At 72.9% G+C, this 11,570-nt stretch carries 9 protein-coding genes and 1 pseudogene; 1 reads left to right on the top strand and 9 read right to left on the bottom strand.

Going from position 1 to position 11,570, the window contains the following annotated elements; all coding sequences use genetic code 11:
• Positions 1 to 437: 437 nt before the first annotated feature.
• The 5 genes and pseudogenes from proC to ACH4KB_RS36480 all read right to left on the bottom strand — a co-directional run bounded on the left by proC (position 438) and on the right by ACH4KB_RS36480 (position 4,103).
• Positions 438 to 1,247, bottom strand: coding sequence for a pyrroline-5-carboxylate reductase (proC, locus tag ACH4KB_RS36500; RefSeq protein ID WP_398071161.1), 810 nt, complete (start codon positions 1,245 to 1,247; stop codon positions 438 to 440).
• 96 nt (positions 1,248 to 1,343) lie between these two features.
• Positions 1,344 to 2,128, bottom strand: a pseudogene (locus tag ACH4KB_RS36495) (ABC transporter permease).
• A complete protein-coding gene (locus ACH4KB_RS36490; RefSeq protein WP_398071159.1) occupies positions 2,125 to 2,964 on the bottom strand; it encodes an ABC transporter ATP-binding protein in 840 nt (279 codons plus the stop codon). Before ACH4KB_RS36490 ends, ACH4KB_RS36495 begins: the two are co-directional and overlap by 4 nt.
• A 197-nt stretch (positions 2,965 to 3,161) precedes the next feature.
• On the bottom strand, positions 3,162 to 3,692 hold the full coding sequence (locus tag ACH4KB_RS36485) for a hypothetical protein (protein WP_398071157.1): 531 nt from the start codon (positions 3,690 to 3,692) through the stop codon (positions 3,162 to 3,164).
• Positions 3,693 to 3,737: 45 nt separating this feature from the next.
• Entirely contained in the window at positions 3,738 to 4,103 is a 366-nt protein-coding gene (locus tag ACH4KB_RS36480; protein ID WP_398071155.1) for an SH3 domain-containing protein, read from the bottom strand.
• Positions 4,104 to 4,236: 133 nt separating this feature from the next.
• Here ACH4KB_RS36480 and ACH4KB_RS36475 point away from each other — a divergent pair, with 133 nt between their 5' ends.
• Entirely contained in the window at positions 4,237 to 6,411 is a 2,175-nt protein-coding gene (locus tag ACH4KB_RS36475; RefSeq protein WP_398071177.1) for a protein kinase, read from the top strand.
• 349 nt (positions 6,412 to 6,760) lie between these two features.
• Here the strand turns inward: ACH4KB_RS36475 and ilvD are convergent, their stop codons facing one another.
• The 4 genes from ilvD to ACH4KB_RS36455 all read right to left on the bottom strand — a co-directional run bounded on the left by ilvD (position 6,761) and on the right by ACH4KB_RS36455 (position 11,478).
• A complete protein-coding gene (gene ilvD / locus ACH4KB_RS36470; protein WP_398071153.1) occupies positions 6,761 to 8,611 on the bottom strand; it encodes a dihydroxy-acid dehydratase in 1,851 nt (616 codons plus the stop codon).
• Between the two features lie 148 nt (positions 8,612 to 8,759).
• A complete protein-coding gene (locus tag ACH4KB_RS36465) occupies positions 8,760 to 9,395 on the bottom strand; it encodes a TetR family transcriptional regulator (RefSeq protein WP_398071176.1) in 636 nt (211 codons plus the stop codon).
• Between the two features lie 50 nt (positions 9,396 to 9,445).
• On the bottom strand, positions 9,446 to 10,279 hold the full coding sequence (locus ACH4KB_RS36460; protein WP_398071175.1) for a sugar phosphate isomerase/epimerase family protein: 834 nt from the start codon (positions 10,277 to 10,279) through the stop codon (positions 9,446 to 9,448).
• A gap of 248 nt (positions 10,280 to 10,527) precedes the next feature.
• On the bottom strand, positions 10,528 to 11,478 hold the full coding sequence (locus ACH4KB_RS36455) for a Ppx/GppA family phosphatase (protein ID WP_398071151.1): 951 nt from the start codon (positions 11,476 to 11,478) through the stop codon (positions 10,528 to 10,530).
• Between the last annotated feature and the right edge of the window lie 92 nt (positions 11,479 to 11,570).

Here is an 11,570-nt window from a genome sequence, read left to right as displayed (position 1 = left end):
CTCTTTCGTGTCCGATTCCCGGTCGAAGCGGGTCTCGCATCTCTCACCTTCCAGGTTCTTCGCTTTCGCGTTTTCCCTTTCCGGCGAGTCCGACTCTATCAGATCCTTTCGGGCCTGATTCCCAGTCAGCGGGGCTTGTCTTCCCGGCTGTTGGGCCGTTCCGACGAGTGAGACTTTAGCGGAATCCTGCGCCCCGACGCTAATCGGGGTGCGTTCCTTCGAACGCGGATTCCTCATTTCGCGTTGGCACACGAAAGAGCATGCGACACGAGGTCGCGTGTTCTGTCGTGGTCACTGCGGAATGGCTGTCCGGGGACCGACCGGGGTCGGCGCTCACGTCGGACAACTCGGAGCACACTACGGATGTGTCCGGAGTGTGTCAACCCCCGGCCGGTGGTGCCGGCGGCCGGGGGCGGACGGTGGGGTTGAGCTGGGCGTCAGCCGTTGCCGGAGGCCAGTTCGCGGCTGCGGTCGCGGGCCGCCTCCAGGGCGGCGATGAGGGCCGCGCGCACTCCGTGGTTCTCCAGCTCGCGGATGGCGCTGATGGTCGTGCCGGCCGGGCTGGTGACGGCTTCACGGAGCTTGACCGGGTGTTCGCCGCTGTCACGGAGCATGACGGCCGCACCGATCGCGGCCTGCACGATCAGGTCGTGGGCCTGGGCGCGAGGCAGACCGAGCAGGATGCCCGCGTCGGTCATGGCCTCGACCAGGAAGTAGAAGTAGGCGGGGCCGGAGCCGGAGAGGGCGGTCGCCGCGTCCTGCTGGGACTCCGGGACGCGCAGGGTCTTGCCGACGCCGCCGAAGATCTCCTCGGCGGTGGCGAGGTGCGCGCCGGTGGCGTGGCTGCCGGCGGAGATGACGGACATGCCCTCGTCGACGAGGACCGGGGTGTTGGGCATGACCCGGACGACCGGGGTGTCCGGGGTGAGCCGGTCCTCGATGAACGCGGTGGTGATGCCGGCCGCGGCGCTGATGACCAGGCGGTCGGCGGTGACGTGCGGGGCGAGTTCGTCCAGGAGCTTGCCCATGTCCTGGGGCTTCACGGCGAGGATGAGGATGTCGGCGTTCTTGGCCGCCTCCGCGTTGGTGACCGACTCGACCCCGTACCGCGTGAGGAGTTCCTGGGCCCGGTCGCCGCGGCGGGTGGTCACCAGGAGGTCGGCCGGTCGCCAGCCCGCCCGGATCATCCCGCTGAGCAGGGCCTCGCCGATCTTGCCGGTGCCGAGGACTGCGACTGTCTGGGTCATGCGTTCACCCTCCGGGCGGTGCTGGACTGTGCTCTGGGCTGTGCTCTGTCGTCTGGTGCGGGCCGTCGTCCCGGCGTCATCCTCGCATCGGGGTTCTCAGGGCGTGCGGCGGCGGAGGGTGATCGCGCCGAGGAAGAGGACCAGGAGGGCGCTTCCCGCGACCACGGCGATGTCGCGGACGAAGTCGCCGGTGATGTCCGGGTGACGGAGGACCTGGTTCATGCCGTCGACCGCGTACGACATGGGCAGGACGTTCGATATCGCCTCCAGGGCGGGGTGCATCGCCTCGCGCGGGGTGAACAGGCCGCAGAGCAGGAGCTGGGGGAAGATCACCGCCGGCATGAACTGGACGGCCTGGAACTCGGACGCGGCGAACGCGGAGACGAACAGGCCGAGCGCGGTGCCGAGCAGGGCGTCGAGCAGGGCGACCAGGAGGAGCAGCCAGGGTGAGCCGGCGACGTCCAGGCCCAGCAGCCAGATGGAGACGGCCGTGGCGAGCGCCGACTGGAGTACCGCGACCGCGCCGAACGCCAGGGCGTAGCCCGCGATGAGGTCGCCCTTGCCGAGCGGGAGGGCGAGGAGGCGCTCCAGGTGCCCGAGGTGCGTTCGCGCAGGGTGGCGATCGAGGTCACCAGGAACATCGTGATCAGCGGGAAGATGCCGAGGAGGGAGGCCCCGATCGCGTCGAAGGTCCCGGCCGCGCCGTCGAAGACGTAGCGGAGCAGGGTGATCAGCAGGACCGGGACGATCACGAGGAGCGCGATCGTGCGGGGGTCGTGGGCCAGCTGGCGCAGGACGCGGCCCGCGGTGGCTGCCGTGCGGGACGGCGTGAGCGGACGGGCGGGGGCGCCCTCGGTCGCGGGCGGGGCGGTGGCCGTCATCGGGAGGCCTCCTGGGTGTGGGGCGGGACGGGCGGCGTGGCCACGTCGGCCGGGTGTTCGTCGACCAGGCGGAGGAACGCTTCCTCGACGGTCTCGGTGCCGGTGCGGCGGCGCAGTGCGTCGGGGGTGTCCTCGGCGAGGATCAGGCCGTCCCGCATCAGGAGGAGGCGGTGGCAGCGCTCGGCCTCGTCCATGACGTGGGAGGAGATGAGGAGTGCGGTGGAGCGGTCGGCTGCCAGGCGGTGGAAGAGGTCCCAGAGGTCGCGGCGGAGTACGGGGTCGAGCCCGACGGTCGGTTCGTCCAGGACCAGCAGCTCCGGGGTGCCGAGCAGGGCGACGGCCAGCGAGACGCGGCTGCGCTGGCCGCCGGAGAGCGCCCCGGCGAGGGCGTCGGCGTGACTGGTGAGGTCGACGTCCTCGATCGCGCGGGTGACGGCGGCGCGGCGGGCGTCCCGGTGGGCGCGGCCGGGGTGCAGGACGGCGGCGAAGTAGTCGAGGTTCTGCCGGACGGTGAGATCGGTGTAGACGGAGGGCGCCTGGGTGACGTACCCGATGCGGCTGCGCAGTGCGGGGTCGCCCGCGGGGCGGCCGAGAACGGCGAGGGCGCCGGTGGCTCTGGCCTGGGTGCCGGCCACGGTGCGCATGAGGGTGGTCTTGCCGCAGCCGGAGGGGCCGAGGAGGCCGGTGATGCTGCCGGGGAGGACGGTGAAGTCGAGGGAGCGCAGGACGGTTCGGTCGCCCCGGACGACGGTGAGGCCGCGGGCTTCGATCGCCGGGGGTGGGGGTGGGTGCGCCGGGGGTGCGGTCGGCGTGGCCCCGGATCCGTCATTCTCCATGTAATTCATCACGTGTTGAATTCTTCGCTCGACAGTGCCGCCCGTCAAGGGGTCCCGTTATGGGGTCCCGTCAAGGGGTCCCGTTATGGGGTCCCGGCAAGGGGTCCCGTTTTGGGGTGGGACGCGGGCGAGACGGCTCAGCCCGCCGACGCGGGGTCGGCGGGCTGCTGACTTGCTCGGGCGGGCGCGGCCGGCACTCAGCCGCGCTTCGGGCGCTTGCGGCCGGAGGTCCTGCGGGCCGACGGGTTGCCGGTCCGGGTCGAGCGGCGCTTCTCGAACTGGACGCGGGCCTTCTCGTACTCGGTGCGGCGCAGCTTCTCGCCCGGGGCCTCGGTGAGCGAGCGGACGAAGTAGGCGAGGAGCGAGCCGATGAAGCCGATCGACTTCAGGCCGCGCAGGGAGTCCTCGCGGTCCGGGTCCTTCGGGCGGGCGCCGAAGCCCTCCCAGGTCTTGCGGAACGCGATGGCGCTGCAGATGGAGAACATCGCGATCACCAAGATCCCGACCAGGCTCCCGACCTCAGCGATCTCCAGCCCCTGGTAGGCGAAGCGCAGGAGGAAGCAGGCGGCCACGGCGGCGGCCAGCGAGCCGACGGCGACGCCGGCCCGCCGGAGGCCGTAACCGCCGTCGTGGTCGACCCAGCTCGTACCGAAGAAGCGGATGGGCTCGGGCCGCGGGCCCGGGGCCGTGGCGGGCGGGGTGCCGGGGGCTGCGCTGTTCTCGCTCACGAGGCCGATTATCCCCGCAAGCCCCCGGATGCCCCGGCGGAGCCGTCAGTCGCAGCGCGGTGCGACGTAGCCGTCACGCCCCGTGTAGACGTAGGCGTCCGCGACGAACTGGCCGTTGGCGATGTTGTCCCAGAGGTTCGACGTGCCGTACGGGCCGGTGACCGTCTCGCCCGGCTTCTGGCAGTAGATCGGGATCTTCTGTCCGTACGGCATGGTCCTGACGATGCGGTAGCTGGTGCCGGGTCCGGTGCGGACGTTGACCCGGTAGCCCGGGGCGACCGGGTAGCGGGTGCCGGACGCGGTGGTCTCCACCCTCAGCTCGGCCTCCGCCACGGCCGTCGCCGTCTCCGCCCCTTCCGCCCCGTCCACCTCGTTGCGCGTGGGCTCTGCGGTGTCCTCTTCAACGCCCATGTGGGCCTCCCCCGTTGAGATGTCGTGTACGCGAGGCGCGTACGACGCGCAGGCTAGCAAGCCCCGTGCCTCTCGCACGCACCATCGACTAGGCTCCGTGCGTCGCATGCGCACGAACACACGGGGGTGGGCGATGCCGCCGCTGCGAGAGCCCGGAGCGCATCCGGAAGCGGAGTTTCCGAGTTACGCCGGCGCCTACCGACTTGAGGCCCGTCTCGGCTCGGGCGGCATGGGGGTCGTACATCTGGCGCGCTCGGCCTCGGGGATGCAGCTCGCGGTGAAGGTGGTGCACGCGCCGTACGCGGCGGATCCCGAGTTCAGGGCGCGGTTCCGGCAGGAGGTGGCGGCCGCGCGGCGGGTGAGCGGGGCGTTCACGGCTCCCGTCGTCGACGCCGATCCGGAGGCCGGGCGGCCCTGGATGGCCACCCTCTACGTGCCCGGGCCCACGCTCGCCGAGCAGGTGAAGCGGAGCGGCCCGATGGCCCCCGCCGAGCTGCGCAGGCTGACCGCCGGGCTGGCAGAGGCGCTGCGGGACATCCATCGGGCGGGCGTGATCCACCGCGATCTGAAGCCGAGCAACGTGCTGCTGACCGACGGGGGCCCCAAGGTCATCGACTTCGGGATCTCCCGGCCGTACGACAGTGATCTGCGCACCGAGACGGGCAAGCTGATCGGTTCGCCGCCCTATATGGCTCCCGAGCAGTTCCAGCGGCCGCGCGAGGTCGGGCCGCCGGCCGACGTGTTCGCGCTGGGGGCCGTGATCGTCCACGCGGCGACCGGCCGGGGTCCGTTCGACTCGGACAGCCCGTACATCGTAGCGTACCAGGTGGTGCACGACCAGCCGGACCTCGGCGGAGTGCCGGAGGACCTCGCGCCGCTGGTCGCCCGGTGCCTGGCGAAGGACCCGGCCGAGCGGCCCACGCCGGGCGAGGTGATGGAGGCGCTGCTGCCCCCGTCGTACGAGGCCGAAGCGTTCGTGCCGTCGCAGCGGCGCCGGGCGGTGGTCGCGGCGGCGGTGCCGGCGGCGCGGGAGCGGGACGGTGCGGAGGCGGACACGCATGTGGGCCCCGCGCCCGTCGTGCGGCACCGGCGGCTGCCGCGCGTCCGGCTGGTCCTGGCGGCGGCGCTGCTCCTGCTGGTGGCGGGGGCGGGCGCCGGGGCGTACGCCGTGTGGGGCGGCGGTACGGACGTGAGCCGCCCGGAGCCGGAACGCGCGGGCGCCAAAGGTGGGCGGGGCGACGGCGCCGTCACCCCGTGGCGTACCGCGTTGCGGACCTCCGGCACCGCCACGCCCGCCTGTTCCATCGCCGGGGCGGGGGGCGCGCTGTACTGCTCGGCGGCCGGGGGCGGCACCGCCAGGATCGATCCGGCGGACGGGCGCGTGCTGTGGTCGGCCCGGTCCTCCTCGTCGCGGACGGCCGCCCACGCTCCGGTCGTCTCGGGCGGTGTCGTGCTGTCCGCCGGTCCGGACGGGAAGCTGCGCGCGTTCGACCCGGTGAAGGGCACCGCCGTCCGGGACACCGCCTTGTCCGCGAGTCCGGGTGGTGCGTTCCCGGCGGGCGACACGCTGCTGTCCGTCGCGGACGACGGGACGGTGACGGCGGTGGACGGGGCGAGCGGGGCGACCCGCTGGGAGGGGCCGCTGGCGAAGCACACCCGGCCCGACTTCGCCCTGTACGACGGGGGGTCCGGGCTCGCCTACGCCTTCGAGCAGGCGTCCTCGGGCGCGTCGACCCTGGTCACGGCGGTGGACACCTCGTCCGGCCGGGTGTCCTGGCAACGGCGGCTGGACGGGGCCCTCACCCCGGTCGGGGCCGCCGGGGCCGGGGAGCTGGTGCTGACGGCGATGGACGAGAACTCGGACATCACCGAGCTGGTCCGGTACGCGCCCGGCACCGGCAGATCGGTCCGGGTCCCGCTGCCCTTCATGCTGGACGGGCCGCAGGTGGTCATGGCCGGGGACGTCGCGTACCTGCTGGCGCGGGGCGGGTCGCTGCTGGCCGTCGACACCGCGGCGGACGGTGCGGAGGCCGAGCTGTGGCGGCTGGAGACGGGGGTCGGGCGGGCTTCCGCTCCGGTGCTCGGGGAGGGCGGCCACCTGTACTTCTCCGCCGCTGACGGGCGGCTGCTGGCCGTCGACACGGACCGGGGCGCGCTGGTGGGGCAGACCCGGGCGCGGCTGAGCGGCGGGAAGCTCGCCTACGCCTCCGACCTGCCCGCCCCGGTCACGGCGGGGCGGACGGTCGTGGGGACGGCGCCGGACGGGTCGGTCTTCGCGGTGGACGGGGCGGAGCCGGGGGGCTGGTGAGGCCCGGGGGCTGGTGAGGCCCGGGGGCTGGTGAGGCCCGGGGTCCCCCTCGGGTTTCCGGGGCCCTGCCCCGGACCCCGCTCCTCAATCGCCGGAGGGGCTGACATGGGGCGCCCGGAGCCGCCGGGATGGCCGCCGCAAGGGCCCGACATAGGCCGCCCCCGAACCACCGGAGTGGCCGCCGGGAGGGGCTGACATGGGCCGCCCCCAGCCGCCGGGACGGCCGCCGCAAGGGCCAACTGAGGCCGCCCCGAACCACCGGGACGGCCCCCGGAAGGGGCCGACATGGGCCGCCCCCAGCCACCGGGCAAGCTCGGACGGTCGTCCGCCGAGTCCCTGAGCCGGAACGTCAGCTCAGCTTCGAGACGTCCCTGACCGCGCCGCGGTCCGCGCTCGTCGCCATCGCCGCGTAGGCGCGCAGTGCGGCCGAGACCTTGCGGTCGCGGTTCTTCGGCGCGTACACGCCGTTCAGCGCCTCGCGGCGGGCGGCCAGTTCGGCGTCGTCGACGAGCAGTTCGATGGAGCGGTTCGGGATGTCGATCCGGATCCGGTCGCCGTCCTCGACGAGCGCGATGGTGCCGCCGGAGGCCGCCTCGGGCGAGGCGTGGCCGATGGAGAGGCCCGACGTGCCGCCGGAGAAGCGGCCGTCGGTGACCAGCGCGCAGACCTTGCCCAGGCCCCGGCCCTTGAGGAACGAGGTGGGGTAGAGCATCTCCTGCATGCCGGGGCCGCCGCGCGGGCCCTCGTAACGGATGACGACGACGTCGCCCGGCTGGATCTCCTTGCGGAGGATCTTGTCGACGGCCTCGTCCTGCGACTCGCAGACGACGGCCGGGCCCTCGAAGGTCCAGATCGACTCGTCGACGCCGGCCGTCTTCACGACACAACCGTCCTCGGCGAGGTTGCCCTTGAGAACGGCGAGGCCGCCGTCCTTGGAGTAGGCGTGCTCGACGTCGCGGATGCAGCCGCCCGCCGCGTCCAGGTCGAGGGTGTCCCACCGCTCGGACTGCGAGAAGGCGGTCGCGGAGCGGACGCAGCCGGGGGCGGCGTGCCACAGCTCGATGGCCTCGGGGGACGGGGAGCCGCCGCGGACGTCCCAGTTCTTCAGCCACTCGGCGAGGGTGTCGGAGTGCACCGCGTGGACGTCCTCGTTGAGCAGGCCGCCGCGGTGGAGCTCGCCGATGAGGGCGGGGATACCGCCGGCCCGGTGGACGTCCTCCATGTAGTACGTGCCGCCGGGGGCGACGTTGGGGGCGACCTTGGAGAGGCAGGGGACCCGGCGCGAGACCTCGTTGATGTCGTCGAGGCCGTACGCCAGCTCCGCTTCCTCGGCGGCGGCCAGCAGGTGCAGGATCGTGTTGGTCGAGCCGCCCATGGCGATGTCCAGCGCCATCGCGTTGTCGAACGCGGCACGGGTGCCGATGGCGCGCGGCAGGACCGTCTCGTCGTCCTGCTCGTAGTAGCGCTTGGTGATCTCGACGACCGTGCGGCCGGCGTCCTCGTACAGCCCCTTGCGGGCGGTGTGCGTGGCGAGGACGGAGCCGTTGCCGGGGAGGGAGAGGCCGAGGACCTCGGTCAGGCAGTTCATCGAGTTGGCGGTGAACATGCCGGAACAGCTGCCGCAGGTGGGGCAGGCGTTCTCCTCGATGCGGAGCATGTCCTCGTCGGAGATGGACTCGTCGACCGCGTCGCTGATCGCGTTGACCAGGTCGAGCTTGCGGACCGTGCCGTCGACCAGGGTGGCCTTGCCGGCCTCCATCGGGCCGCCGGAGACGAAGACGGTCGGGATGTTGAGGCGCATGGCGGCCATCAGCATGCCCGGGGTGATCTTGTCGCAGTTGGAGATGCAGATCAGCGCGTCCGCGCAGTGCGCCTCGACCATGTACTCCACGGAGTCGGCGATCAGGTCGCGGGAGGGCAGGCTGTACAGCATGCCGCCGTGGCCCATCGCGATGCCGTCGTCCACGGCGATGGTGTTGAACTCGCGCGGGACCGCGCCCGCCGCCAGGATCGCCTCGGAGACGATCCGGCCGACCGGGGCGAGGTGGGTGTGGCCGGGGACGAACTCGGTGAACGAGTTGGCGACCGCGATGATCGGCTTGCCGATGTCCGCGCTCGCTACGCCCGACGCGCGCATAAGGGCGCGCGCGCCCGCCATGTTGCGTCCGTGGGTGACCGTGCGGGACCTCAGCTGCGGCATCGTCGCTCGCTCCTTCGGCAGGGGGACTGCCTCCGACAGTGAAAGAAAAGACTGCCTTCGAGCGTACGCCCCGGATCCAAGATCTGGACAGCCTGTCCGGAATGCGGGACGGGGTGGTCGGTGGGTGGCGGTCAGCCCCGGGCGGGGTTCAGCGCTCGCCCAAGTATCGCTGGAGCGTGGGGGCGACCATCGCCACGATGTCCTCCGGGTCGGCCGAGGCGAGCGGCTCCGCGCGGATCACGTACCGCAGCATCGCGATGCCGAGCATGTGCGAGGCGGCCAGCTCGGCGCGGAACGTGGCGTCCGGAACGTCCAGCTCCGCCGCGATCCGCTCCAGCAGCCGCCGCAGGACGAAGTCGCGCAGCACGTTCGCCGCCGCCTCGTGGGTGACCGCCGAGCGCAGGATCGCCAGCAGGGGCGAGCGGGTCGCCGGGTCCTCCCACACGGAGAGGAAGAAGCGCGCCAGCCGCTCCCCCAGCCCCTCCGGCGGGCCGCCGAGCACGGTGTGGACGACCAGGGCGGGTTCGAAGGTGACCTCGACGGCGGCGGCGAAGACCTCGTCCTTCGTGCCGAAGTAGTGGTGGACGAGGGCCGCGTCGACCCCGGCTGCCTTGGCGATGCCCCGGATCGACGTCTTGTCGTAGCCCCGCTCGGCGAACTCCGTACGGGCCGCCTCCAGGATGCGCGTACGGGCGTCGGGGCCCTCGGACGCGGCCTTGCGGGAGGGGCGGCCCCGGCGGCGCGGCGCGGGAGGGGAGGGAGCGGCGGGAGAGTCCTCGGTCACGGGCGGTCGGTCGGGCTCCTCGGTCACCGGCGGTCGGTCGGGCTCCTCGGTCACGGGCGGTGGATCCTCGGGGACGGGCCGTCGGCAGCGGTCGCGGTCGCCAGGTGGAGGCGGGTGAAGGCCAGCGCCTCCGCGAGGTCGGCCTCGCGTTCGGCGGAGGACATCGCGCGGCGGGTGTTGACCTCGATGACGACATGTCCGTCGAAGCCCTTACGGGCGAGGCGCTCCAGCAGCTCCGCGCACGGCTGGTCACCCCGGCCGGGCACCAGGTGCTCGTCCTTGGCCGAGCCCTTGCCGTCGGCGAGGTGGACATGGGCGAGCCGGTCGCCCATCCGGTCCACCATGGCGAGCGCCTCGGTGCGGGCGGTCGCGGTGTGCGAGAGGTCGACCGTGAAGTGCCGGTAGTCGTCGTTGGTGACGTCCCAGTCGGGGGCGTACGCGAGCATCTCGCGGTCCCGGTAGCGCCAGGGGTACATGTTCTCGACGGCGAACCGGACGTCCGTCTCCTCCGCCATCCGCCAGATCCCGGTCACGAAGTCGCGGGCGTAGTTGCGCTGCCACCGGAACGGCGGGTGCACCACGACGGTGGAGGCCCCGAGCTTCTCGGCGGCGGCCCTGGCCCGCTGGAGCTTGACCCAGGGGTCGGTGGACCAGACGCGCTGGGTGATCAGGAGGCAGGGGGCATGCACCGCGAGGATCGGGACCCGGTGGTAGTCGGAGAGCCGGCGCAGGGCCTCGATGTCCTGGCTGACGGGGTCGGTCCAGACCATGACCTCGACGCCGTCGTACCCCAGGCGCGCGGCGATCTCGAAGGCCGTCGCGGTGGACTCGGGGTAGACCGAAGCCGTCGACAGGGCGACCTTCGCATCGGGGACGCGCACCACTGGTTCTGCCACCTGGACAGCGTACGGGCACGGGTGCGCCTCGCCGAGGGCTCCTGGCGGAAAGTGACCAGGGCCATGGGATTGTCACCGTACGTCAGCTCAGCAGCGCGGCCCGAAGTCCATCGCCGTACGTCAGCCCAGCAGCGCGGCCCGAAGTCCGCCGCCGTACGTCAGCCCAGCAGCGCGGCCCGGAGTCCCGCCGCCGCAACGTCGCCCGATCGGTGCGGCCCGGATTCCGCAGGGCTACGTCAGCCCAGCAGCGCGGCGCGTTCCGCGGGGAGGTGGTCCAGGCGGCGCAGGATGACGCCCTCGCGCAGGGCCCAGGGGCAGATCTCCAGCTCCTCGACGCCGAACAGGTCCATCGCCCCCTCGGCCACCAAGGCCCCGGCGAGCAGCTGGGCGGCCCGGCCCTCGGAGACTCCGGGAAGCCGGCCGCGCTCCTCGACCGTCATCGCCGCCAGCTTGGGCACCCAGTCCTCCAGCGCCTTGCGGCTCAGCGAGCGCTGGACGTACAGGCCCTCGGTGGAACGGGCGGCGCCGGCGATCCGGGCGAGCTGCTTGAAGGTCTTGGAGGTGGCTACGACGTGGTCGGGGCGGCCGGCCCGGCTGAACTCGCCCACCGTCCGCGCGATGCTGGCCCGGACGTGCCGGCGCAACGCCCTGACCTGCTCGGGGCCGGCCGGGTCGTCCGGCAGCCAGGCGCTGGTGAGGCGGCCCGCGCCGAGTGGCAGGGAGACGGCGGTGTCCGGCTCCTCGTCGATGCCGAAGGCGATCTCCAGGGAGCCGCCGCCGATGTCGAGGACGAGCAGCTTCCCCGCCGACCAGCCGAACCAGCGGCGGGCGGCCAGGAAGGTCAGCCGGGCCTCCTCCTCGCCGCTGAGAACCGCGAGGTCGACGCCGGTCTCGACCCGTACGCGCTCCAGGACCACGTCCGCGTTGGTCGCCTCGCGCACGGCGGAGGTGGCGAAGGCGAGTACGTCCTCGCACCCCTTGTCCTCGGCGGCCTGGACCGCGCCGGCGATCGTCGCCACGAGCCGGTCCACGCCGAGGGAGCCGATCGCGCCGGCCTCGTCGAGGAGTTCGGCGAGGCGGAGCTCCGCCTTGTGCGAGTGCGCGGGCAGCGGTCGGGCGCCGGGGTGGGCGTCGACCACCAGCAGATGAACCGTGTTCGATCCCACGTCGAGGACTCCGAGTCTCATACGGGAACGCTACTGCGCCATCGGACGAGTCCGACCGGCGCATGGGGGGTGGGAGAAGGAGCGGGGCTGGGTGCGTGCAGCTGCAAGGCGGA

Source organism: Streptomyces sp. NPDC017520, from assembly GCF_044329855.1.
GTDB lineage: Bacteria > Actinomycetota > Actinomycetes > Streptomycetales > Streptomycetaceae > Streptomyces.
This window is presented reverse-complemented; position numbering and strand designations above follow the sequence as displayed.